This window comes from Bacillus sp. B-jedd (genome assembly GCF_000821085.1).
GTDB lineage: Bacteria > Bacillota > Bacilli > Bacillales > Cytobacillaceae > Bacillus_D.
The window spans coordinates 1585966-1609762 of the sequence record NZ_CCXR01000001.1 but is presented as its reverse complement, the minus strand read 5'-3'; the positions used below and the strand labels follow the sequence as shown (position 1 = coordinate 1609762).

Annotated in this window: 22 protein-coding genes; 1 reads left to right on the top strand and 21 read right to left on the bottom strand. The window is 46.7% G+C overall.

Annotated features, from left to right (window positions below; genetic code table 11):
• Position 1: 1 nt before the first annotated feature.
• From BN1002_RS07895 to BN1002_RS07815, 17 genes are all read right to left on the bottom strand, one after another.
• Entirely contained in the window at positions 2-1609 is a 1608-nt protein-coding gene (locus BN1002_RS07895; protein ID WP_048824454.1) for a hypothetical protein, read from the bottom strand.
• Positions 1610-1640: 31 nt separating this feature from the next.
• Positions 1641-2459: an ABC transporter permease gene (locus BN1002_RS07890; protein WP_048824453.1), complete on the bottom strand. Its 819-nt coding sequence runs from the start codon at positions 2457-2459 to the stop codon at positions 1641-1643.
• A complete protein-coding gene (locus BN1002_RS07885; RefSeq protein WP_048824452.1) occupies positions 2456-3391 on the bottom strand; it encodes an ABC transporter ATP-binding protein in 936 nt (311 codons plus the stop codon). Before BN1002_RS07885 ends, BN1002_RS07890 begins: the two co-directional genes overlap by 4 nt.
• Complete coding sequence (locus BN1002_RS07880; protein ID WP_048824451.1) at positions 3388-5760, bottom strand: hypothetical protein; 2373 nt, start codon at positions 5758-5760, stop codon at positions 3388-3390. Before BN1002_RS07880 ends, BN1002_RS07885 begins: the two co-directional genes overlap by 4 nt.
• 160 nt (positions 5761-5920) lie before the next feature.
• Complete coding sequence (ftsY, locus tag BN1002_RS07875) at positions 5921-6907, bottom strand: signal recognition particle-docking protein FtsY (RefSeq protein ID WP_048824450.1); 987 nt, start codon at positions 6905-6907, stop codon at positions 5921-5923.
• 257 nt (positions 6908-7164) lie between these two features.
• On the bottom strand, positions 7165-10731 hold the full coding sequence (gene smc, locus BN1002_RS07870; protein WP_048824449.1) for a chromosome segregation protein SMC: 3567 nt from the start codon (positions 10729-10731) through the stop codon (positions 7165-7167).
• 38 nt (positions 10732-10769) lie between these two features.
• Entirely contained in the window at positions 10770-11516 is a 747-nt protein-coding gene (rnc, locus tag BN1002_RS07865; protein ID WP_048824448.1) for a ribonuclease III, read from the bottom strand.
• Positions 11517-11700: 184 nt separating this feature from the next.
• A complete protein-coding gene (locus BN1002_RS07860; protein WP_048824447.1) occupies positions 11701-11931 on the bottom strand; it encodes an acyl carrier protein in 231 nt (76 codons plus the stop codon).
• A 79-nt stretch (positions 11932-12010) separates the two neighbouring features.
• Positions 12011-12754, bottom strand: coding sequence for a 3-oxoacyl-[acyl-carrier-protein] reductase (gene fabG / locus BN1002_RS07855; RefSeq protein WP_048824446.1), 744 nt, complete (start codon positions 12752-12754; stop codon positions 12011-12013).
• On the bottom strand, positions 12751-13698 hold the full coding sequence (fabD, locus tag BN1002_RS07850) for an ACP S-malonyltransferase (RefSeq protein WP_048824445.1): 948 nt from the start codon (positions 13696-13698) through the stop codon (positions 12751-12753). Before fabD ends, fabG begins: the two co-directional genes overlap by 4 nt.
• A 15-nt stretch (positions 13699-13713) precedes the next feature.
• The gene (gene plsX, locus BN1002_RS07845) at positions 13714-14718 is read right to left on the bottom strand and encodes a phosphate acyltransferase PlsX (RefSeq protein ID WP_048824444.1); all 1005 of its coding nucleotides are present in this window, start codon (positions 14716-14718) and stop codon (positions 13714-13716) included.
• A complete protein-coding gene (gene fapR, locus BN1002_RS07840) occupies positions 14702-15298 on the bottom strand; it encodes a transcription factor FapR (protein ID WP_048824443.1) in 597 nt (198 codons plus the stop codon). The genes plsX and fapR overlap by 17 nt, the downstream gene beginning before the upstream one ends.
• A gap of 95 nt (positions 15299-15393) precedes the next feature.
• Positions 15394-17442, bottom strand: a complete 2049-nt coding sequence (recG, locus tag BN1002_RS07835; RefSeq protein WP_048824442.1) for an ATP-dependent DNA helicase RecG — start codon at positions 17440-17442, stop codon at positions 15394-15396.
• Positions 17439-18323: an L-serine ammonia-lyase, iron-sulfur-dependent, subunit alpha gene (sdaAA, locus tag BN1002_RS07830; protein WP_048824441.1), complete on the bottom strand. Its 885-nt coding sequence runs from the start codon at positions 18321-18323 to the stop codon at positions 17439-17441. The genes recG and sdaAA overlap by 4 nt, the downstream gene beginning before the upstream one ends.
• Positions 18324-18344: 21 nt before the next feature.
• Positions 18345-19007, bottom strand: a complete 663-nt coding sequence (gene sdaAB / locus BN1002_RS07825; protein WP_048824440.1) for an L-serine ammonia-lyase, iron-sulfur-dependent subunit beta — start codon at positions 19005-19007, stop codon at positions 18345-18347.
• A 185-nt stretch (positions 19008-19192) separates the two neighbouring features.
• On the bottom strand, positions 19193-20869 hold the full coding sequence (locus tag BN1002_RS07820; protein WP_048824439.1) for a DAK2 domain-containing protein: 1677 nt from the start codon (positions 20867-20869) through the stop codon (positions 19193-19195).
• Positions 20870-20885: 16 nt separating this feature from the next.
• Complete coding sequence (locus BN1002_RS07815) at positions 20886-21248, bottom strand: Asp23/Gls24 family envelope stress response protein (protein ID WP_048824438.1); 363 nt, start codon at positions 21246-21248, stop codon at positions 20886-20888.
• A gap of 295 nt (positions 21249-21543) precedes the next feature.
• Between BN1002_RS07815 and rpmB the strand changes: the two genes are divergently transcribed.
• Positions 21544-21732 (top strand): 50S ribosomal protein L28, encoded by a 189-nt coding sequence (gene rpmB, locus BN1002_RS07810; RefSeq protein WP_048824437.1) that lies wholly within the window; start codon positions 21544-21546, stop codon positions 21730-21732.
• A gap of 196 nt (positions 21733-21928) precedes the next feature.
• Here rpmB and BN1002_RS23645 read toward each other — a convergent pair whose 3' ends face one another.
• The 4 genes from BN1002_RS23645 to rpe all read right to left on the bottom strand — a co-directional run bounded on the left by BN1002_RS23645 (position 21929) and on the right by rpe (position 23796).
• Positions 21929-22264 carry a hypothetical protein gene (locus BN1002_RS23645; RefSeq protein ID WP_148362745.1) on the bottom strand — a complete coding sequence of 112 codons (336 nt, stop codon included), beginning with the start codon at positions 22262-22264 and terminating at the stop codon, positions 21929-21931.
• On the bottom strand, positions 22257-22340 hold the full coding sequence (gene spoVM / locus BN1002_RS07805) for a stage V sporulation protein SpoVM (RefSeq protein ID WP_048824436.1): 84 nt from the start codon (positions 22338-22340) through the stop codon (positions 22257-22259). Before spoVM ends, BN1002_RS23645 begins: the two co-directional genes overlap by 8 nt.
• Positions 22341-22437: 97 nt before the next feature.
• Positions 22438-23082: a thiamine diphosphokinase gene (locus tag BN1002_RS07800; protein WP_048824435.1), complete on the bottom strand. Its 645-nt coding sequence runs from the start codon at positions 23080-23082 to the stop codon at positions 22438-22440.
• A 66-nt stretch (positions 23083-23148) separates the two neighbouring features.
• Positions 23149-23796: a ribulose-phosphate 3-epimerase gene (gene rpe, locus BN1002_RS07795; protein WP_048824434.1), complete on the bottom strand. Its 648-nt coding sequence runs from the start codon at positions 23794-23796 to the stop codon at positions 23149-23151.
• Position 23797: the final 1 nt, after the last annotated feature.

Here is a 23797-nt window from a genome sequence, read left to right as displayed (position 1 = left end):
ATCACTCCTTGTCAGGATCCAGATCCGAAAAGTAATTTTTTACGATATTCTCAAGCCCGCCCGGAAGCTTTCTTCGATCGAGGCTTTGTCTGTAAGCAGCCGCATATTCATTATAGACTTGTTCATACGGTCTGATGGACCCCCTTAGAACCGGACCATCACTTTCAAATTGCTGGCGGGGGCCGCCATCACCCAGTTTCCCTGAATCCGTTTCCAGATTTGTTTTTCCGTCCGTCTTTTCTGGTACTGTCAGAAAATCACGTGATCCCTGACCAAGCCCCGCCCCCTGGCCCGCGCCTCCAGAGGAGCCTCCTTGGCCTGTCCCCTGTCCATTGCCTTGGCCCATTCCTTGGCCAGTTCCCTGGCCGCTGCCCTGGCCGCTGCCCTGGCCGGTTCCATTACCAGCGCCCTGGCTATTACCTTGGCCCGTTCCCGATCCCGCCCCATTTTGCGGCTGGCTGCCTGGCTGGGAGCCAGAAGTGTTATTTCCGGATGGCTGTTGGCCACTGCTTCCTGGTGGGTTTTGCCCCTGCTTGTTCCCTTGCGTGGGCCCCAGCACGATATTACTTGGAGGAAGCCCCCCCGCCTCCATCATTTCCTGCAACGACTTCCCTTCGCCATTTAACGAATTTTGAGCGGATGCAAGCTGCTGGCTCTTCCCAGCCGATTGCATTGCTTCCTCAAGTTTCTTGCCAAGGCTTGCGAGCTGTTCTTTGGAAAGTTCGGAATCCTGGCCGGAAAGCTTATTCAAAGCCTGCTTCTGGGAATCTGTCAAACTGCCCCGATTCTTATTCAGTTTCGCAAGCTCGCTGATAGCCTTTTCAATATCTTTTTCTTCGATGGCGTCCGCCAGCTGATCAAGTCCGTTTTTTCGCAGCTCATCAGACATTTTGGCAAGTTCCTTGCTTTTTTCCGCTTCCTTCAATTCCTTTAGCGCTAGTTCATTTCTCTTTTTTTCAATCATTTTTAATGCTTCTTCAGGCGTTTTTACTTTTGCAAGCTCCTTTTTCAGTTCTTTAAGCGCCTGTTTTGCAACTGGATTTTTTTCCTTCCCGGCTTCCTTCGCAACCGATCTTTTAGCTTCTTTCAAAACCTCCAGCTCGGTCTCTCGTTTTTCAGCAAGCTTCAATGTCTTATTCGGGTATGCATCAGAAAGGAAGGCAGCAGCAAACAGAAGGAGTCCGACAGCGAGCCACTTGTTTAATGGGTACTTATTTTTCCGGTACAGGACCCTTGTTTCCTCTTTCTTCATATGGGCTACCGTTTCGGCCAACTGCAGCTTTTGGACCACCCCTTCCTCTTTGTAAAAGGAAAGGGCGGAAATGACCCTGTCTTCCGGAATGAAGTTGTTGTATAATGCCGCGGCGTCCTTTATCCCCGGCAGACGCCTGAATATGAACAAAAGGACCATTCCAAGAATGATTGTCACAAAAACAAGCGCTGTCCGGTGATAATATGGAAAAACAATTACTCTGGCTGCTAAAAGGACGGCAAGAGTCGCCCCGCCAGCCAAGGCCATTCCGGTTTGTATCCATAAAAGCGCCCGTTTTATGCGGAGTTGCCTCAAGACAGGCAAAAGCAGCTTCAGGAATTGCTGCTGAATATCCATATCCACTCACCCTTCGCACAAATTATTTTGCTCACGCTTTTGGCCGCAGCTTCTTAATACTGACACCAAGGGCGGCAATGAACAAAAAGCCATAGACTATCAGTTGGCCAGCCCATAAAGGGAATAAAATGCCAGTCTGCCTATTAAGTTCATCTACAACGGAAGGCTCCAGAAAACCCATCAAAACGATGAATGGATTCAAAATTGCAAAAAAATATGGAATTGGCGAAGATCCCGGCCCCAAGCCTCCGAATTGCATGGATACCGCAAACAGGAAAGCCGTTCCCCCTGCGAAAAACAAAGCTGTTCCATATGTCGTGATCATGGAGATGATCGTTCTCCTGATAAGGGTTGAAAAAAGAACCCCGAAACTTCCGAATACGAGAATAATGACGATATAGTAGCCCAGCACAGTCAAAACCTGCAGCGGCGAGATGCCGCCAAACAAGAAAACAATGCTGTAAATCGGCATGCTCGCAACAATCATTAACAATAGATATGAGATCGAAGAAATCAGTTTCCCAATGATAATCCCCGCCGATGTTTGAGTGGTCGTGAGGAGAATATTCAATGTTTGTTTCTCCCTTTCTCCGCTAATGACCCCAGCCGTCAGCCCCGGCGTGACGAACATGACCAGCCCCAGCTGGATAAATGACAGGACCATAAACATGATCCGGCTGTCCTGGGGACGGAAATAAGTGGAGCCGTAAGCTGCTGATTCTATAAAAATAAATCCGACTAGGATGACCGAAATGGCGATCAAGTAAAACATTAGCCCAAGGAAACTTTTGATGGAGCGGAATCTTAACTTGAATTCTTTGTTCATCACTGGGTTCATTAACATCTTCATGATAATTCCACTCCTTTCGTAATTTCCATGAACACATCTTCGAGATTTGTCTCTGTTTCTGAAAAGCTGATAATTTTTAAATTCGCTGCCATCGCCCTGTGTAAGAGCTGGAATTGCTCTTCATCATTTCCGCTGAATACAAACTGGATCCTCTGGCCGTCTTCCCGCTTTTCTAGTTGGCTGACCAAATGGCTGTCTTCGAAATAAGAAACGGCCGCATCCAAGTCTTCCGCTACTTTGACAATGATCAACTTCTCACCACTTAAACGATGCTGTATTTCCGCAACGGAGCCCTGGGCAAGGAGCCTGCCCTGATCAATAATACCAATTGTATCGCACATCTCCGCCAGTTCGGGCAAAATATGGGAGGAAATGAGAATAGTTTTCCCCATATTCTTTAATTCTTTTAATATTTCCCGCATCTCTACTCTCGCCCGCGGATCCAGTCCTGATGCCGGCTCATCAAGAATGAGGACTTCAGGATCATGAATGAGGGACCTCGCCAAGCAAAGTCTTTGCTTCATACCTCTTGAAAGTACATCCACATACGAATCCGCCTTATGGGTTAAGTTGACTAGTTCAAGAAGCTGAGGGATCAGCTTCTCTCTTTCTTCAGCCGGTATTCCGTAACTGGCACCGTAAAAATCTAGGTACTCGACAGCTTTTAACTGGTCATACACTCCGAAAAAGTCCGGCATATATCCAATTTGGCTTCTTACTTTCGCAGGTTCTTTTGAAATATTATACCCATTGATATAAGCCGTTCCCGAGGTTGGCGCCATTAAAGTTGCCAATATAGAGAATGTCGTTGATTTACCTGCCCCATTCTGTCCGACAAAACCGAAAACCGTTCCTTTTTCGATATTCAGGGTAAGCGAATCCAGCGCTGTGAATTTGCCATATTTTTTTGTTAGCCCATGTATTTCAATCAATTTCCCGCTACCCCCTTAATCGTGATCGATGGCAGTCTGACGAGCGGATCATTCTGTCCGGTTTTTTCGAACCTGATTTTTATCGTGCCGTCGTTTGAAACAAATTTTTCCGGATGATCTTTGATTGTAGTGGTAGTGTCCGCAAGTTTAATCAAATCCCCTGTTTCCGCATCCATCAGCGTAAAATTGTGGGCGCCCGAGGATAAAGTAATTGACAGTTCCTCATAACGGGTCGTCTCTTTCCGCAATTGGGACGGCAAATGAAGAATATATTCATAGATGCCATCTTCAACTTCTATTTCCTTGGCCCCTGGGTGTTGTCCGTAAATTTGCCCTTTTATAACACTAAGATCGGGTGACAATTCACTCTCCTTTAAAGAAAAAGGACCTGTCATTTTTGTTTTTATTTGGGCCGCCTGATAAACAAGTGAAATGATACTACTCTTTTCCGATTTTCCTGTTAAATCGGCATTAATGACAGGATTATTTGTAAATCCATATACAATAGGTATGTTTTTCATCCTTGATTTGTTGTAAACAAATTCAATTGCGCTATATTCCAATTTCGTTTTCTTCATTTTCACTATATCTTTGCTATTATTAGGCATCTGGTAGCCATAACCGGGACTCAATGGGCCGGACAGATAGTTTTGGGAGAAATTTTCATTCACTTTGACTGTTTCACCTTTTTTCATTTTCCCTACCTCTACCCGCTTCGAGCCTGACCAGAAATAAACCTGTTCAAAATCATATGGAAATCCGTTTTTAATCGTTCCGGTCAATTTACTGTTCTCAAATCTGAGATCCATGATAAACTCACCGGCCTCCTTTTTCGCTGCCGGTCCATATATTGTCCGTGTAGACCAATACTCCACTTTAGGGAATGTTACGGTGTCTTGCTTACGCTCCGACTCAAAAACAGAGAAGCGCTGAGTAGCTGAAACAGGCATGATGGAAGAACCCGATATCCCGGTGAATTCGCCGCGAGGGAACGAAAATGCATAATCCCCGCTCTTATTGGACAGGAGTGAAACAGCCTTAAGTCCCTGCAGCTGCCCACCCTCAGCTTTGAATATTCCCATCTGGCTGACTTGCGGGCTAGTAATTTTGTCTTTGGCGCCTATGCCGAAAATGGCCGCTGAACATAGAAGGGCGAACGAAGGTACGATCCACCAGGCATGTTCTCTTTTATCCCGTTGTTTCAACAGAAAATAAAGTCCTGGAGCGACGACTCCGATATAAACGAGCAGCATCAGCATAATTTGCCCCAGAGAAAATTGTGATGAAGGAAAAAACTCATTGACTTCTGCGAATTCACTAAAGTATTGCTCAAAAGGGTTCATATTGCCGAACGAATTTCCCGCCCCAGGTACGTGGCTCTGCGAAAGAAGAAAGGCGAACCAGTCTCCATATCCTTTCCATCCTGCCACAGGCTGGTCGCCTGCCGAAAAGGCTGTTTGCCACACTTCACCAGATCCTGTTAACCGTTTCACAACGATTGGAATGTTGCCGTCTTTAACGACAACCTCCGAATCTGGTTTTGTTTTTCCGTAAAATACAGGAACAGATCCAAGTTCTTTTCCCGGTTTAATGGAGCTTTTCAACTCTAATAAACTAGCCGTCGCTTCGTTCGAAGATTCCATCGGCAGCTCCCCATATAGGTCGCCATATGCCTGACTGGCATTCGGGGCTCCCCCGGCAACCAGGATGCCGCCGGTTTTAACCCAAGCTAGGATTGCTTCCTGCTGGGCGGGCTTCAGACTGGATAAGGGGAATTCGTCTACCACCAGGTAATCAATCAATTCAAGACCGATACTGTCTGTGGGCAAAGTGTTTTCATCCAGTATGAGCGTATCAATCATCGCGCTGGAGGGAAGTGATTTTAATTCCTTCAGACGATCCGGATTCTCACTTAATAGCCCGAGGATTTTTCGATCGGAGTCAGTGAACCTTGCTGTCAGGTTTTTCGCTCCCCGGAAATTTATTTCTTTTCCGCTTTTCCAATTCCCCTCATAAAGGGTCAATGTTTGGATATTTTGGTTGTTGTAATGATTATCTTCTGATATACCATTTAACGATAGAATATAATTCTTTTTGCTTCCTTTAGGCACATCTACATGAAGAACTTTTGAACCTACCGAACTATAAGTTGGATAAAAATTGACTAAAAGGTCCCCTTTAAAATCTTTGCCGCTATTTTCAATCGTAATTTGGACTGGAAATCCCCGCCCCGTTTTCACTTTTCCATCGAAGCCTGTTTTTGTCGTTATTTTTATATCGCCTGCCGCTGCTTGAGCGGATAGCCCATTTAAGCCGAGCAATATAAAAAATATTAAAAACAAAGCCCATTTTTTACAAGAGTGAGACACCGTAATTCCCCCTATCTAATTCTCAATGATTAGACGTATTTCTTTCTCTGTTTGCTTCAAAATTTTCAAAACCTTAGTGTAATTTTACACCTCGGTTCACAAAAGAGCAATTCAAAAAAAACAGTATCGAAATATTCCCATTCGATACTGTTCAAATTTTTTATTCGGTTGTGTCCACCTGGTCGGCAAAAAGTCCATATACATATTTTTCAGGATCAAATTCCTGAAGGTCATCCATTCGCTCACCAAGTCCAACGAATTTAACAGGTATTTTAAGTTCGTTCCGGATTGCAAGGACAATTCCTCCCTTCGCCGTTCCATCAAGCTTGGAAAGGACGATTCCGGTTACATCTGTTGCTTCCTTGAATGTTTTGGCCTGAATGAGCGCATTTTGTCCTGTTGTCGCATCCAGGACGAGCAGCACCTCATGTGGCGCGCCAGGAATTTCCCTTTCAATCACCCTTTTTACTTTTTCCAATTCTTTCATTAAATTGACTTTGTTTTGCAGCCGGCCCGCTGTATCGCACAGCAGTATGTCCGCCTTGCGGGATTTCGCCGCCTGGATTGCGTCAAACATCACTGCAGCTGGATCGGAACCTTCCGCTTGTTTTATGACAGGAGCTCCGACACGGTCACCCCAAACTTCCAGCTGGTCAATCGCCCCCGCCCTGAACGTATCTCCCGCCGCCAAAAGAACGGTTTTGCCTTCTGTAATAAACTTATGGGCGAGCTTCCCAATCGTCGTCGTTTTTCCGACGCCGTTAACACCGACGAATAAGATGACGGTGAGTGCATTTTCCTGGATATTAGGATCTGAAGTTTGATTTTCACCCGCATTATAAATGTCCACCAGCTTTTCGGAAATGACAGTTTGCACTTCTGCCGGGTCCGTAATATTGCGTCGTTTTACCTCATATTTCAGCTGATCGATTAATTCCATGACTGTGTCAAAGCCAACATCGGCCTGAATGAGGATTTCTTCAAGCTCTTCAAAGAAATCCTCGTCCACTTTACGGTACCTTGCCACGAGGTCATTTACTTTGCCGGAAAAATTATTTCTTGTCTTCGACAATCCATCCCGGAATTTCTCAGTTACACTGTCGGTCTGTTTCGTGAATGTTTCTTTTAACTTTTTAAAAAAGCTCATTTTGACACATCCTTGCAAAAATATTTACATACCCGATTCCCTGGTTTATTTTTTTGGCTCTTTCATCCTTGTTCTTTGATTTCCACTCCGGGGACATGCTTTCCGCGGGCGTCAAGTGGAGCCTCCTCGTCGCTCTGGCTCCTGTGGGGTCTCCACTTACCGCTAATTCCGCCGGAGTCCGTCCCCTCCGTTCCAATCTACGCAATAAAAAACAAAATCAATCATTAACAGGGTTTAATTGGTACACTTACGCTTTTTTAGGTTACTACGAGATCTTTTGTTTCTTCGAGACGAACGGATACTAGCTTGGACACTCCCGATTCTTGCATGGTAACGCCGTAAAGGACGTCCGCTTCCTCCATTGTCCCCTTGCGGTGCGTAATGACGATGAATTGGGTGCCTTCACTGTATCGTTTTAAATACTGGCTGAAACGATAAACATTTGCTTCATCAAGGGCGGCTTCCACTTCATCCAGAATGCAAAAAGGCACAGGCCTTACCTTCAGTATTGAAAACAGGAGCGCGATTGCTGTCAATGCCCGCTCTCCGCCTGATAGCAGCCCAAGGTTTTGCAGTTTCTTCCCAGGTGGCTGGGCAACGATGTCAACCCCGGTATGCAAAAGATCATCAGGGTTCGTCAGCCGCAGATCCGCGCGGCCTCCCCCAAACAAGGCCTTGAATACAGGCTCGAAGTGCATCCGGATTGCGGAAAACGTTTCTTCAAAACGCTTGATCATTTCTTCGTCCATTTCCCCGATAACGACAAACAGCGTGTCTTTGGCTTCCTGTAGGTCATTTTTTTGCTCCAGCAAGAATTCATACCGTTCGGAAACACGTTCATATTCTTCAATTGCTCCAAGGTTGACATTGCCAAGCTCGTCAATGGACCGCCTGATTAGTTTGACCTTTCGGCGTGCCTCATCCGGAGGCATCGTCATTGGATGGTTTTCCTTTGCCCCTTCGAAGGTTAGTAAATACTCTTCACGGAGGTGGGCCAGTTTATTATCTAATTCCACATCCAGCCTGTTCAATTTTACTTCTTCATCCTTCAATGCTTCAGACAAGCCACGGTGCAGCCTTTTCAATTCCTTGGCTTCTACCTCGGACTGTTCAAGGGCTGAGAACAGGTGCATACGCTCTTCACGCCGTTCGGAAATCAATTTCAGTGTATTTTCCTTGTCACGGAGTTTTTCCTCGGCGGCGGCAATCAGCTGCTCTTCCCCCGATGTATCTCCTTCCATTTCTGAAATAAGAAGATGCAAGTCTTCCTTTTGCATCTCAAGCTTTTCATCAAGTTCGGAAAGTTCCTCTTTCGCTCTGTCAACCTGCGCTTTCGCATGAAGATATTGTTCATTTTTAGAAGCAAAAAGTACTTTCAGGTTATTAATCTCGTCATTCAAAGCTTCCCTTGACGTAAGCACCTTTGCTTTTTGCTCGGAAAGCGCCGTAATTTCGCTATCTAGAGATGAGATTTTTTCTTTTGCCGAAAGGAGGATTTTTTCAAGTTCACCCTTCCGGTTCTGAAGTCTAATTCTGTCTTCTTCAATCTGGCTTTTCTCCATATCATAAATGGATAAACGCTCGCTGATATTTTTAAGTTCCAGCTCGGCCTCCCTGAGCTTCCCTTTCAGCCGCTGCTCCTCGAGGCGCTTCTCTTCTCCTGACTTCCTTAATTCCTCAAGGGAAACAGTTTTCGATTGCAATTCATTTTTCAGTGATTTTACATTGGTTTCAAGCTGGGCTGTTTTCTCTTCCATTCCTGAGAGCTTGGCCTTGATTTCATCTAGTTCTGTTTTCCTGCTTAGGAGGCTAGATGAATTCTGCTTGACCGACCCGCCCGTCATTGAACCGCCAGCATTGACAACATCGCCTTCAATCGTGACAACCCTCATTCGATATTGCAGCGAACGGGCGATTTCGTTAGCGCCTTTTAAGTCCTTTGCCACGATCACATTCCCAAGCAGGTTTTCGATGACTTGCCTGTACTTCTCCTCAAAGGAAACGAGGCTTGCGGCTGTCCCGATAAAGGCCTGGTGGTCCCGGGCAATCTCCAGCTGTGATGTCCCTGGAGTTTTTCCTTTAATGACACTTAAAGGCAGGAAGGTCGCCCTTCCGGAAGATTTCCTTTTCAGAAATTGGATAGCTTCCCTCGCGCTTTGCTCGGTATCCACAATGATATGTTGAAGGGAACCGCCCAATGCGGTTTCAATCGCAGTTTGGTACTCCTTCGGAACATTGACAACCTCTGCGACGGCGCCTTCAATTCCCCGGAGCTGTCCGCTCCTGGCCTTAAGAACCTCTTTTACTCCGTGGAAAAAGCCACTATAGTCGTCCTCCATATCCTCCAGCATTTCTTTCTTGGATTTTGCCTGCTGAAGGAACTGGTAAGCCTGATAAAGCATTTTTTCCTGCTTATCAAAGTTTGCCTCTAGCGCTTCATGGTTACGCTTTTCAGTAAGATAGTCTTTTACCTGCCTGTCGAGCTCTTTGGCGGCTGATTCTAATTGAACTTGAATCTTCTTCGTATGAGCAGAAGCCTCATCGCGTTCATCAATAAATCTCCGGTTATCTTCATCTAGACGGCTGCTTTTTCTTTCGAGCTGCTCAAGCTGCTGGCCGACGAGCATGACCTCATTTCGCGCGCCTGCCTGCGCATTCAATTCTTCAATATATTCACTTTTTAGTGATTCAATTTTTTCATCAGCGTTTTCGCTAAACAGGCTTAACTCCGCTTGACGCTTTTTCAGCTTTTGTTGCAGTTCTCCAGCTTCCGTGCCAAGATTCTCGGCAAACTCAATAAGCCTCTTCCTTTCGCCGACAAGTGCGTTCTTTTTGCCGGCAAGTTCGTTGATGCTGTCCTCGAGCTGTTTCCTGTTTTGAGCGGCATTCTTTTTCCGCTCCTTGAGGACTTCCTTTTTTCCCTCGAGTTTCTCGTGCTCTTCGCTGGCATGAAGAAGGACATTTTGCAAATCGCTGATCGACTCATCCAAAGCGGCGATCCTGTCACGTGCCAGTTCAATTTCCGCTTCACGCTTTTGTAAATCTGCTGAAAGCTTTATTTCTTCCTGCTTATGTACCTCCAGCTTATTGGACAATTGTTCCCATTTGCCATGAAGTTCTTCGATATCGTAAACAGTGAGAGCTACCTCGATTTTTTCAAGTTCTTCTTTCTTTTCTTGATAATCCTTGGCAATTGAAGCCTGAATTTTTAAAGGCTCCACCTGGCTTTCAAGCTCATGGAGAATATCCCGGACTCTGTTCAGGTTGTCCTGTGTTTCAGCCAGCTTGATTTCCGCTTTCTTCTTCCGTTGCTTATATTTAAGGACGCCCGCGGCCTCCTCAAAAATACTTCGCCGTTCCTCCGCCTTGCTGTTAAGGATTTCTTCGACTTTCCCTTGGCTGATAATCGAGAAAGCTTCGCGGCCAAGGCCTGAATCCATAAAAAGATCGACAATATCCTTCAGGCGGCAAGGCTGCTTATTGATCATGAATTCACTTTCACCAGACCTAAAAACCCGCCTTGTCACACTAACTTCGTTAAAATCAATGGCGAGCCTTTGATCTTCGTTATCAAGCGTAAGAGTCACTTCCGCGAAATTAAGCGGCTTGCGCGAATCGCTTCCGGCAAAAATGATATCTTCCATTTTCGTGCCTCGGAGCGATTTTGCCGACTGCTCACCTAAAACCCAGCGGATTGCGTCAATGACATTACTCTTTCCGCTTCCGTTCGGTCCGACTACCGCTGTTACACCTGGAACGAAGTCAACGCCGATCCGTTCAGCGAAAGATTTGAACCCTACAACATCAAGCCGTTTTAAGTACATTCCTTGCTCCTCCCCCGGCATCCGCCGCTTCTATGCTGTTAATGCTGCTCCCCTGGTTTTAGCCGGGATAGTGCCATTTGCGCGGCAAGTTGCTCAGCTTCTTTTTTGGAACGCCCTGTCCCGGTTCCAAGTTCCTTTCCATTTAAGGAAACCCTGGATACAAACTCCCGGTTATGCGCCGGCCCTTTTTCCTGTAGTACTTTATATTCGATGCTTCCCGCGCCGTCCCTTTGAACATACTCCTGCAGTTGGCTTTTAAAATCCATGACGTGCGAAAATGCGCCGGCATTGACTTTTGGATAAACTACCTCTTCCAAAAATTCAATGACCGCTTCAATACCTTTATCCAGATATAACGCCCCAATAAAAGCTTCAAACACATCGGCCAAAAGAGCGGGCCGTTCACGGCCGCCAGTCATTTCCTCGCCTTTGCCCAACAAAATCAGTTTTCCGAATGAAAGTTCATTTGCAAAAGATACCAAGGATGGCTCACAGACAATCGCTGCGCGGAGCTTTGTAAGCTCCCCCTCACTCATCATTGGATATTTTTTAAAAAGGAACTTTGACACGGTGAGTTCAAGGACGGCATCGCCCAGGAATTCAAGGCGCTCGTTGTCTTCAAACGGCTTGCGGCGATGTTCATTAACATAAGAGGAATGAGTGAAAGCCTGTCTTAATAATTTCTCATCCGAAAATTGAATGCCGACCCGGGCCTGAAACTCTTTAAAAAGATTTTCTTTTGCGCGGCTTGCAGCTGATTCCTTGTCCTTATTGTTCTTGCGCATAAGTCTCCACCTTGCTTTATTATATATTGGCTAATTTGAATTTTTGGGTACTTCTTTTGCGGCGGCTGTCAGCCTGCCTTTTCTATCAGCATTTTATGTATTAAAACGAGTATACCCATAATCTCTATAATACAGAAGAAAGCTCCGTTTGAAAACGGAGCTTTGAAGATAACGAGCGATTTTATTATTTGCTATTTATGTAGTTAACAGCATCACCAACTGTGCCGATTTTCTCAGCATCATCGTCTGAAATCTCCATATCGAACTCATCTTCCAATTCCATTACAAGTTCAACTACATCAAGGGAATCTGCGCCAAGATCATCTTTGAAGGAAGCTTCAAGTGTCACTTGGGATTCATCAACACCCAGGCGATCAACAATGATCTTTGTTACGCGTTCTAATACGTCTGCCATGCTTGTCACCTCCCCTCAAGCTATTATAGATTATTTCCCATTAGGAATAAAGTTAAAACGGAATGAAATTTTGCTTCCGTTACATGACCATTCCGCCGTCGATGTGCAGGGTTTGCCCTGTCATGTAGGAGGCGTCAGCGGATGCGAGGAAGACGACGGTTTTTGCGATGTCACTTGGTTCGCCAAACCTTGCCAGAGGGATTGCCTTGAGCATTTCCGCTTTCACTTCATCCGTTAGCTTGTCGGTCATATCGGTTGTGATAAAACCAGGTGCAATCGCATTGACGGTAATATTCCGTGAAGAAAGCTCTTTGGCAGCTGTTTTCGTCAGGCCGATGACTCCTGCTTTGGCAGCCACATAGTTAGCTTGCCCAGGATTCCCCATTACTCCCACAATTGAAGCAATGTTGATGATCCTTCCGCTGCGCTGCTTCATCATTTGGCGTGTTGCCGCTTTTGTGCACAGGAATACGCCCTTTAAGTTGATGTTTATGACATCATCCCATTCGTTTTCCTTCATTCTCATCAAAAGGTTGTCCCGTGTAATTCCGGCATTGTTAACTAGAATATCGAGGCTGCCGAACTGGTCAATCGTTTCTTTCACCATAGCCGCGACAGCATCAGTATCGGAAACATCGCCCTGGATGGCGAACGCTTTTCTTCCCATCGCTCTAATTTCTTCAGCAACTTCGTTTGCCTTAGCTTCACTGCCGGCATAATTAATGGCGACATTCGCCCCTTGCCTTGCAAGCTCAAGAGCGATCTCACGTCCGATGCCACGAGAAGCGCCTGTCACCAGGGCTGCTTTGCCTTCTAGTCTCATTCTGTTCTCTCCTTAAGTGCCGCAATGGTTTCCCGGCAAGTCTCTTCATTTGAAACCGAATAGATTGCTGCGTTACGGTCTATTTTTTTAACAAGGCCACCAAGGACTTTGCCAGGGCCCAATTCAATAAACGTATCAACGCCAAGCTCAATCATTTTTTTAACTGAATCTTCCCAAAGGACTGGGGAGTACAATTGTTTTACGAGATTTTCTTTAATATCACCGGCATCTTCCATCGACAAGGCATTCACATTCGCGATCACCGGAATGGCGGCATTATTAACTTCTGTCTGATCAAGTACTTCCTTCAGTCTGTTCGCCGCAGGCTCCATCAGGCTAGAATGGAAAGGTCCGCTTACTTCAAGCACCTTCACTCTTTTCGCGCCTGCTTCCTTCGCCTTTTCGCCAGCGAGTTTTACACCTTCAACTGTACCTGAGATAACAATCTGTCCAGGGCAATTGACATTTGCCAATTGGACAGGATGTCCCGAAGCAGTGACTGCCGATGTCGCTTCCGCCAGCGGGCCCCTTTCAAGTCCAAGGACCGCCGCCATAGTTCCAAGACCGCTTGGAACGGCCTCTTCCATGAATTCCCCTCTTTTCCTTACGATACGGACGCCATCTTCAAAAGAAATGGCCCCGGCAGCGACAAGAGCCGAGTATTCACCGAGGCTGTGTCCTGCTACGTAATCCGCTTCGATTCCGGATTCACGGAACAGCTTCAGAAGTGCCGTGCTGGCCGTCAGAAGCGCGGGCTGCGCGTTTGTTGTTCTTGTCAGGACGTCCTGAGGGCCATCAAACATGATTTCGCTCAGGCTGAAACCTAGCAGATCGTCTGCTTTTTTGAAAAGTTCCTTGCTTGGTTCATGGTTTTCGGCAAGCTCTCTTCCCATCCCTACTACCTGTGAACCTTGCCCAGGAAAGATAAATGCTATTTTACCCATATAAACACCTCTATATCAGGATTCAGTGCGGGCTGTAGCAGATTCCTCTGCCGCTTGTTTAATCAGCCCCGTTACGTTATTCGCTACCATCTCGCGAGTCTGCCTAATCGCGCTGAAGATGGCTTGCGCATTCGATGAACCGTGCGCTTTAATGACAGGCGCTTTCAGTCCGAACAAAGCCGCCCCTCCGTATTCGGAGTAATCCATTTGATCCTTCAGAACCTTTAAATCTGGTTTTAAAACAGCCGCGGCAAGCTTGCTTTTCAGACTTGCTGTCAGTGCTCCTTTAAGCATTTTGAACACAGACATCGCTGTCCCTTCCACCGTCTTCAAAACCATATTGCCGGTAAACCCGTCTGTCACGACCACATCCGCGACCCCATTCAGCAAATCGCGCGCCTCCACATTGCCGACGAAATTAAGATTGGAAGCTTTTAAAAGTTCATAAGCCTGCTTTGTCAGGTCTGTGCCTTTCTTTTCCTCTGTACCAATATTCAGAAGTCCGACCCTCGGGTTCGCTGTCCCGCGTACCTTCTCCCAGTATACCGACCCCATTAATCCGTATTGGAAAAGATGCTCCGGTTTGGCGTCCACATTCGCCCCAACATCGAGCAGTAAAAATCCTTCGTTACCGATTGTCGGAAGTGTTGGCGCCAGCGCCGGCCGGTCGATTCCTTCAATCCTGCCGACAACAAACAAACCTGCCGCCATGAGGGCTCCGGTGTTGCCTGCAGAGATGCATGCATCCGCTTGCCCATCAGCTACCTGGCGGGCGGCAAGGACCATTGAAGCATTTTTCTTCCTTCTTACAGCCCGCACAGGTTCATCCGTGGCAAGAATCACTTCTTCAGTGTGCAAAATGGAAATCCGCTCTTGCCCGTTGAGATGCTCTTTTATTTTTGCCTCATCACCAACGAGTGTAATCTGAATATCGTTAAATTGCTCGGCCGCTTTTATGGCACCTAGGACAATTTCCTTTGGCGCGTTGTCGCCGCCCATCGCATCAATTGCCAGCCTCATGTTCTTTGCCACCTCTGTTTTTATTTGAGCGGAACATTTCGAACTCGCCTATGAATACGGGCTCATTATTCACATAGCTTTTTACTTCAACAAACGTCCTATCGTGTTCATTGTCAATCCGGGTGACCTTTGCCTTGGCAATCACCCGCTCGCCTTCATGGACAGACCGTTTGAATTGGAGGGACGACTTTGCTGTAAGGGCAAGTTCGTCATTGATGACCGCAACCGCCAGCGAGTTTGCCTGGGCAAATAAATGATGCCCGCGCGCGATCCTGTTCCGTTTAAATACATGCTCTTTTTTTATATCCAATATAGAAATGGCGCTTTGGTCCAATTCAATGTCAATAATATCCCCAATTACTTCTTCGATGGGGAGGGAACGCACTTCGTCCTCAAACCTTTTTTCGGCAACATGTTTAATCCGTTCCCGCAGTTCGGGAATCGACAATTCAAGCCTATCGAGCCTGATTGTCTGGACGCTGACCGAAAAAAGTTCCGCGAGCTCCTCATCTGTAATAAAAGGATTCTCTTTTATTGTCATGACCAGTTCCTGCTGCCGTTCCTTTTTGTTTCGCCTCATCCGATCCACCGCCATTTGCTCTTATGACTAGGTACTAATAGTAGTATAAAAGTAAGATATACAGATTGCAAGATAAAATATCCCGGCAAGAGGCATTAATCCAGCTTCTCCCCTTTCAGGACACCGGTTACCTCCACTTCAGCCCGCAGCCCGGCATACTCCGGCGACTCCCAAAATGCCCTGGACTGGACAAGCTTTGCCGCATCATCCCTGGCAGTTTCAAGGGCCCGGTAGTCATGGACCATATCTGCTACCTTGAATTCCGGGACGCCGCTTTGCTTTTTGCCAAAGAAATCCCCCGGGCCCCTAAGTTCCAGATCCTTTTCACTAACGACAAAGCCATCATTTGTTTCAGTCATGATTTTCATGCGTTCCTTGCCGACTTCCGATTTCGGTTCAGCAAGCAGGATGCAATACGATTGGTCGCTTCCCCTGCCAACCCTGCCGCGAAGCTGGTGAAGCTGGGCGAGCCCGAACCGTTCTGCATCGTAAATGACCATGATGGTTGCGTTAGGAACGTTGACGCCCACTTCCACTACCGTCGTCGACACGAGTATTTGTACCTGATTTTCCGCGAATGCGCGCATCACTTCTTCTTTTTCGGCAGAAGGAAGCCTTCCGTGCATGAGGCCGACTTTGAAACGATTTTGAAAGAAGTATGTTAGCTGGCTATGCACATCAATCGCATTTTGCACATCAAGCTTGTCCGATTCTTCGATTAGCGGGCAAATCACATATGCCTGCCGCCCCATGTGTAATTCCTTTTCCATAAACGTCAGCACACGCTCGAGCATATCTTCCCTGGCCCAATAGGTTTCAATGATTTTCCTGCCAGCAGGCATTTCGTCAATGACAGAAACATCCATCTCCCCAAAGACCGTGATGGCCAGCGTACGGGGAATTGGCGTGGCAGTCATGAAGAGAACGTCCGGGTTTTCCCCTTTTTCCCTCAGAACCTTCCGCTGTTCCACTCCAAATCTATGCTGCTCATCAGTAATGACAAATCCGAGTTTTGCAAAAGAAACTTCATCCTGGATAAGGGCGTGTGTCCCGATCAGGATGTCTACCTTTCCTTCCGCGACGTCCGCGAGGATCTCTTTCCTCGCTTTTCCTTTCACAGAGCTAGTCAGAAGTTCACACCTGACTTGAAAAGGTTCAAATAGTTCCTTCAAAGAAGAAGCATGTTGTTCAGCCAATATTTCAGTAGGCACCATCAAGGCGCCCTGCCTGCCTGTTGTCACACATGCATATAGGCAAATAGCTGCTACTATCGTCTTCCCTGAACCGACATCCCCCTGAAGCAGCCGGTTCATCCGGTAGGGGGATTTCATGTCGGATAATATTTCATTCACGACTCGTTTCTGCGCGCCAGTCAATGGAAAAGGCAGCCGGCCAATAAATTCCTTCAGCTTTTCTAAATCATATTTTTGGACGATGCCCGGTGTCTGTTCGCGTTCTATTTTTCTGAGTGCCTGCATTTTCAGCTGAAAGGACAAAAATTCCTCATATACAAACCGGCGCCGCGCCTTTTGCACATCTTCAGGCCTTTCCGGAAAATGCATCGTTTCGAGTGCTTCCTTCCTGTCTGGAAGCTTGTATTTCCTGACGAGGCTTTCAGGCAGTGTTTCCCCAATATCATTCCCGTAAAATGCGAAAGCTTGGGCAATATATTTACGCATATTCCTCATCGTCAGGCTGCCCCTCAACGCATAGACAGGCTCAAACATTTTCCCGCGGCGGTTTTCACCGAAATGCATTTCAGACACGGTAATCGCCATTCTGTGCTGATCCCACTTGCCGGTAACGGTGACTGTTTCATTAATGTTTATTTTACTTTTCAAATAAGGCTGATTGAAGATGATGGCCTGGACGAGATAACGGCCCACTAGAAGACGCACCGTCATCCTCGACTTGTTTTTGCCAAAACGCGCAAGGGAAGGCTCGCTGTGAACCTTCCCCTCCACGGTAATTCGTTCTTCATGCTTCACATCAGCCAGGTCGCGCAGCCTGTAGTCTTCGTAACGGTAAGGGAAATGTTCGAGCAGGTCCTTGATTGTTACAATATTCAATCCGGCAAGAAGCTCTGCCGTATCGTCGCCTATTCCTTTTAGGACTTTTACTGATTGCATGAGATTTTTATTCACTGTTTTATGAGCGGGATTCCAAAGATTTTCGCTTCCAGCGCCCGGCCGGTTGGAGTCGCCGCCAGCCCTCCCTGTGCGGTTTCTTTTAAAGCAGTTGGCATCGACTGGCCAATTTTATACATTGCGTCAATGACTTCATCGCAAGGAATCCTGCTTTTGATTCCCGCGAGGGCCATATCCGCTGCTACCATTGCATTTGACGCTCCCATCGCATTCCTTTTCACACATGGCACTTCAACAAGGCCGGCAACAGGGTCGCATACGAGTCCCAGCATATTTTTCAATGTTATCGCCATCGCTTCCGCGCATTGTTCGGGAGTGCCTCCAGCAAGTTCCACTAGAGCGGCCGCTGCCATCCCTGCTGCTGAGCCTACTTCGGCCTGGCAGCCTCCGGCGGCGCCTGAAATTGACGCGTTATTGGCGACGACAAACCCGAAAGCGCCGGATGTGAAAAGAAACTGGACCATTTGCTCCCTCGTCGGGTTCAACTTGTTTTTCACGGCAAATAATGTGCCCGGCACAACGCCTGCAGATCCCGCGGTCGGGGTGGCGCAAATCGTCCCCATCGCCGCGTTTACTTCATTGGTCGCAACCGCCTTGCTAACTGCGTCAAGCAGCGTTTCACCCGAAAGGAAGTTGCCTTTTTTAATATATTCCTGCAAAAGGACGGCATCCCCGCCTGTCAGCCCGGAGTGGGACTTAACTCCTTTTATCCCCCGCTCTACAGCTTCTTCCATTACTCTAAGGTTACGGTCCATCTGGCCGAGTACTTCTTCCCTTGAGCGTCCGGTTATTTCCATTTCCTGCTCAATCATGATTTCCGATATTTTTATATTCCTGCTGGTTGCCATTTCAACCAGTTCTGCCACGTTGCGGAACATCCGCCATCCCCCCTTGGTTGCTTAATCTACGATTTTCGTTACTTTAAGGATATTTGGCAGCTTTTCAATCTCGTCAAGTATATCCTGCCCAATATTATGGTCCACTTCTATGGTCATCAATGCCATCTTCCCTACTTCTTTCCTGGAAACCTCCATATGTCCAATATTAATTTCGTGCTTCGCCAAGACGTTGGCGACATTGGCAATCGAACCGAATCGGTCATTGTGGACAACCAGGATCGCGGGATGATGGCCGGAAAGTTTCAACTCAAAACCATTCAATTCGGTAATTTCTATTTTTCCGCCGCCGATGGAGATTCCGACAAGCTCAAGCTCGCCTTTATCATCTCCGATCATCACTCTTGCGGTATTCGGATGATCGGTCAGGGCGTCTTCCTCTATGAATCTAATTTTCATTCCTTTTTCAGTTGCAAGATCTATCGCGTTGATGATTCGCGGGTCATCCGTTTCGAAATCAAGCAGGCCCCCTACGAGCGCTACATCGGTTCCATGCCCCCTGTAAGTCTTTGCGAAGGACCCATACAGGGAAATATTCGCCCATTTCGGCTCCCTGCCGAACAGGCTCCTGGCCACCTTCCCGATCCGGGCAGCCCCGGCGGTATGTGAGCTTGATGGCCCAATCATGACCGGGCCGATGATGTCAAAAACGCTTTTATATTTCATTTCCCTATCCCCTTATCGACTCCGGGCATAACCCGTTGATTTATTTAGTCCTACCCTCTATTTTACCGAATTTCAGCGTGTTTTGACAATTTTTTATTAATGTTAACGAATATATGTTTCCCTCAAGCGTTTTCCCGACTAAAAAAGGCACTCCTCCTATTGTATTCAGGGGAATGCCTTTCGTTTTATTCGATTGCGAAGATGAATGAATACAGCGGCTGCTTGCCGTCATGGACTTCTATTTCAACATCTTTGAAGTTTTCTTCAACGAACTGCGTAACAGCTTCGGCTTCTTCATCGCTTACATCCTCACCCTTCAGGATGGTCAGGATTTCAGAATCTTCATCTATCATTTTTGCGAGCAATTCTCGCGCGGCCGCAGCCTTTTCCTTGCTTTTGACAACAATCTTGCCCTCGTTGATCCCCATAAAGTCGTCTTTTTCGATTTCGAGTCCGTCAATGCTTGTATCGCGGACGGCAAACGTAATCTGTCCGGTCTTCACATGGCTCATTGCTTCGTTCATCGCAGCTTCATTTGAACCAAGGTCAGCCCCAGGATTAAAGGCCAACAGCGCGGATAAACCTTGTGGAACTGTTTTCGACTGGATGACAACAGCTTCAGATCCCGTCACCTCGGCAGCCTGCTGGGCAGCCATAATGATATTTTTATTGTTCGGCAAAATAAAGACCTTATCTGCATTTACTTCCTCAATCGCTTTAACAATATCCTCGGTGCTCGGATTCATTGTCTGGCCGCCTTCAATGACCGAATGCGCCCCTATGCTTTTGAACAAGTCAGCAATTCCGGAACCCATCGAGACAGCGACGACTCCATAATCGCGCCTTTCGGTCTTTTTATTCCCGGAAACAAGAGGGGTATGTGTTTCGCCAACAATGTTTGAATGCTGCTGGCGCATATTTTCGATCTTGATATTGATCAGATTCCCATAACGCTGGCCATAGCTGAGAACGGTTCCCGGTTCTTCCGAATGAATATGGACCTTAACAACGTCCTCATCGGAAATGACAAGCAAAGAATCACCATATTTACTTAGATCCTGCCTGAAAACCTCTTCTTTAAACGGCCTTCCGGAGAGCTTGTCCTCTTCAAAGCGGACCATGAACTCCGTGCAGTAGCCGAATTCAATATCTTCCGTATTCATATGAGCCTGCACGCTCCGATGATGTTCGGCACTAACAAGGTCGCTCATGGAAGGCATGGCAACTGGAGAATCAGGAAGTTTTTCCCCCTTAAGCTCGGCAAGGAAGCCTTCATAAACAAAAACCAGCCCCTGGCCGCCGCTGTCGACAACTCCAACTTCTTTCAAAACAGGAAGAAGATCGGGAGTGCGCTTGAGTGACGCTTTTGATTCCGCTACAACAGCTTCCATAATTTCAATAATATCATCGGTCTTTTGGGAAGCCTGGACACCTTTGCGAGCCGAATCCTTGGCAACAGTCAGGATTGTTCCTTCGACTGGTTTCATGACCGCTTTATAAGCCGTTTCAACTCCCGCTTCAAGTGCGGAGGCGAATTCCTTACCATCGATGACCGCATTGTTTTCAATCGCTTTTGCAAAGCCCCTGAACAATTGCGACAGGATGACGCCGGAATTCCCCCGCGCTCCCATTAAAAGCCCTCTTGAAAGGGCTGTTCCAACTTTTCCGATATGTTCCTGTACATTGTTCTTAACTTCTTTGGCACCCGAAGTCATCGACAGGTTCATGTTTGTTCCAGTATCTCCGTCCGGTACCGGAAAAACATTTAACGAGTCAACCAGTTTGGCGTTTGCCGAAAGGTGGTTGGCCCCCTGGATGACCATCTCCGCGAACTGTGTACCATTAAGCTCTTTCATAGACACAAAAACTTCCTCCTCACTACGGGTTCGTTACACGAACTCCCTGAACGTAAATATTTACCGAGTCAACCGTTAAGCCAACCGTTTTTTCGAGGGTATATTTCACTTTCGATTGCACGTTGTGGGCAACCTCGGAAATCTTCGTTCCGTAGCTTACGATAATGTACATATCGATATGTACCTGGTCCTCTTCCTGACGGACAATGACTCCACGTGTGAAGTTTTCCTTGCGCAGGATTTCTGTGAGTCCGTCCCTGATTTGGTTTTTCGAAGCCATCCCGACAATGCCATAGCAGTCTATCGCAGCGCCGCCTGAAATTGTTGCGATCACTTCATTTGAAATATCGATTTGCCCGAACTTCGTTTTCATTTCGATGGACATGAACGTTCCCCCTTTTGGTAAATGCTCATTAGCTAAAGCCATTTTACTATAGTCCCGACTTTTTTAAAAGTTATACTGCCCCTCTAATAATACAGCAATACTTTCACTATGATGTCAAGGTTTTTTTCTTGAAACCTTTCTGTTCATCTATTGCAATCATAATCGTTGTATGATAAATTATTAAAGTATCTTTTAGAAACGGGGACTGCTTGCATTGCCCCGAACCGGTTTGAACCGGTTATTGACACCGAGATGTTAAAAGTACTCGCTTTTGGATGTTAAGGAGGGAAAAAATATGCCACGCAAATGTGTTATTACCGGCAGGAAGACAACTACAGGAAATAATCGTTCACACGCAATGAACGCAAACAAGCGCACATGGGGTGCGAACCTTCAGAAAGTCCGCATTCTTGTTGACGGAAAGCCTAAGCGCGTCTGGGTTTCTGCAAGGGCCCTTAAATCAGGCAAAGTAGAACGTGTTTAATATGTAAGAAAAGCGCACCCCTCCGGGTGCTCTTTTTTTTGCATAGGCTATCCAGTGCCCGCTTATTATCGCAAAAGATCAAAATGCGCAAGCGCCTTCGTGACAGGCAAAAGGCGTCTGTCCCTGCGACGCTAATTTCCGGTGAGCTGTCCTTTGTGTCCCTGCGATGATTATTCACAAGAGATTTTCTTTGTGGTCAGTCCCGATATAGGTAGAGAAGCGTAGCGCAGCATAGGACGGAGCCCGGGAGATACTGAAAGTCATCACCAAATTTGACCACGCACGAAGAAAATACAGGGATAAAGGAAGGCTTGGTCGAATGGAGCTTTCTAAACGACTGCAGCAAGGAAATATCGCCCGTCCGGTCGAATAGAAGCTTTATAAACGACCGCAGCAAGGAAATATCGCCCGTCCGGTCGAATAGAAGCTTTATAAACGACCGCAGCAAGGAAATATCGCCCGTCCGGTCGAATAGGAGCTTTCTAAAAAACAAAAGCACCCTTGAGTAAGGGTGCCACGCTTTTTTATTCACCTTTTCTAAACATCCCGATCATGGCCCTGACCAGTCCGCCGAGAAACCTCGGCAGTTTGATTGTGTAGAATTTCATAGTGCCCCTCCTCACCTTTTCACACGCTCAATCTCAACCTCACACATATTCAGGATATTCCTTGAATTATAAATAAGTACATAAAACCAGAAGCCGCTCAGTCATCGCTTCTTATGATTATTAATATGCCTTTCGAAAATGAAAAAGTACCATTATCCCCAATTAGTTCATTGCTGATGCATAATGTTGACCCGGCTGGAATATGGCGGTTTTCAAGAGGATATTTAAATCCTTTTAAGGTAAGGCCGGACACTTCGCCTGTTCCAGGAAGGAAGGAGATATATTTTTTTGCTTCTTTTTCAAGACGGTATGTTCCAGGCGGTTTAATTAGAACAGTATTGCAAATGTCAATCATCTCTATTTCAGGGGAATCCTCTACACCTGAAAATTTTTGCATCAAATGGAGGTTCGCAAGGAAGTGATCGATTCTGCCTCCTGTCGCACCAAAAAGCCTAATTTTTCCGGGTTTCTCGTTAATAGCCCACTGAAGGGCCAATTCCATATCTGTTTCATCTTTTTCCGGATTGACTTTTTTCAAATTCCTGATGCTTGCTTTAAACAATACGAGCTGTTCTTCAGTAACCGAATCGAAATCGCCAAAAGCGGCATATGGCTCAATGCCCCGGTCAATAAGCTCCGCCGTTCCACGGTCCACACCTACCCAGCGGTCCTCAGGACCCAAAAATGAACTCAAGGGAGGAATCAGTTTAGCCGGCCCCCCACCCATAATATTAATAATCATAAAATTCCTCCTCAATTTGAACAGATGTATAAAAAAAAGCCAGCATAAGCTGGCAAATAAGTTATTTTAGCTGCCGCGGATTTCGGCGATGGCTTTGGCACGGTCAGGCTGGTTGTATACCGCGGAACCTGCTACTAAAACAGTTGCTCCAGCTTCGATGCAAAGTCTGGCCGTTTCCACGTTCACGCCACCATCCACTTCAATTTCCACTTCCGTGCCAAGCCTGTCCGCCAACGATTTGACCTCACGGATTTTCGGCAAAACACCGGAAATGAACTTTTGCCCGCCAAAACCGGGATTAACAGACATAAGCAGCACCAAGTCCACATCCTGGATGACATGTTCGATAGAGCTGACTGGGGTTGCCGGATTCAGGACAACACCCGCTTTGATACCGAAACTTTTAATAAGGTGGACAGTCCTGTGCAAGTGGCGGCAGGCCTCGACATGGACAGTAAGATAGTCCGCTCCGGCCTTGGCAAATTCCTCAATATATAAATCAGGATTTTCAATCATCAAATGGACATCAAGGGGGAGGGTTGTCGCCCTCCTTGCCGCTTCTACAATGAGCGGGCCAATTGTGATATTCGGGACGAAATGGCCATCCATGACATCAACATGGATATAATCCGCCCCGCCTTGTTCGACATCCTTAATTTCGTCTCCCAGCTTGGAGAAATCAGCTGAAAGAATGGAAGGGGCAATTTTCACCATC

What these genes read in the sequence shown, in the direction of transcription:
- BN1002_RS07895 (WP_048824454.1), bottom strand. Translation starts at nt 1,609, where the DNA reads ATGGATATTCAGCAGCAATTCCTGAAGCTGCTTTTGCCTGTCTTGAGG.
- BN1002_RS07890 (WP_048824453.1), bottom strand. Translation starts at nt 2,459, where the DNA reads ATGAAGATGTTAATGAACCCAGTGATGAACAAAGAATTCAAGTTAAGA.
- ftsY (WP_048824450.1), bottom strand. Translation starts at nt 6,907, where the DNA reads ATGAGCTTTTTTAAAAAGTTAAAAGAAACATTCACGAAACAGACCGAC.
- smc (WP_048824449.1), bottom strand. Translation starts at nt 10,731, where the DNA reads ATGTACTTAAAACGGCTTGATGTTGTAGGGTTCAAATCTTTCGCTGAA.
- rnc (WP_048824448.1), bottom strand. Translation starts at nt 11,516, where the DNA reads ATGCGCAAGAACAATAAGGACAAGGAATCAGCTGCAAGCCGCGCAAAA.
- BN1002_RS07860 (WP_048824447.1), bottom strand. Translation starts at nt 11,931, where the DNA reads ATGGCAGACGTATTAGAACGCGTAACAAAGATCATTGTTGATCGCCTG.
- fabG (WP_048824446.1), bottom strand. Translation starts at nt 12,754, where the DNA reads ATGAGACTAGAAGGCAAAGCAGCCCTGGTGACAGGCGCTTCTCGTGGC.
- fabD (WP_048824445.1), bottom strand. Translation starts at nt 13,698, where the DNA reads ATGGGTAAAATAGCATTTATCTTTCCTGGGCAAGGTTCACAGGTAGTA.
- plsX (WP_048824444.1), bottom strand. Translation starts at nt 14,718, where the DNA reads ATGAGGCTGGCAATTGATGCGATGGGCGGCGACAACGCGCCAAAGGAA.
- fapR (WP_048824443.1), bottom strand. Translation starts at nt 15,298, where the DNA reads ATGAGGCGAAACAAAAAGGAACGGCAGCAGGAACTGGTCATGACAATA.
- sdaAA (WP_048824441.1), bottom strand. Translation starts at nt 18,323, where the DNA reads ATGTTCCGCAACGTGGCAGAACTGGTTGAAATGGCAACCAGCAGGAAT.
- sdaAB (WP_048824440.1), bottom strand. Translation starts at nt 19,007, where the DNA reads ATGAAATATAAAAGCGTTTTTGACATCATCGGCCCGGTCATGATTGGG.
- BN1002_RS07815 (WP_048824438.1), bottom strand. Translation starts at nt 21,248, where the DNA reads ATGTCCATCGAAATGAAAACGAAGTTCGGGCAAATCGATATTTCAAAT.
- rpmB (WP_048824437.1), top strand. Translation starts at nt 21,544, where the DNA reads ATGCCACGCAAATGTGTTATTACCGGCAGGAAGACAACTACAGGAAAT.
- spoVM (WP_048824436.1), bottom strand. Translation starts at nt 22,340, where the DNA reads ATGAAATTCTACACAATCAAACTGCCGAGGTTTCTCGGCGGACTGGTC.
- BN1002_RS07800 (WP_048824435.1), bottom strand. Translation starts at nt 23,082, where the DNA reads ATGATTATTAATATTATGGGTGGGGGGCCGGCTAAACTGATTCCTCCC.
- rpe (WP_048824434.1), bottom strand. Translation starts at nt 23,796, where the DNA reads ATGGTGAAAATTGCCCCTTCCATTCTTTCAGCTGATTTCTCCAAGCTG.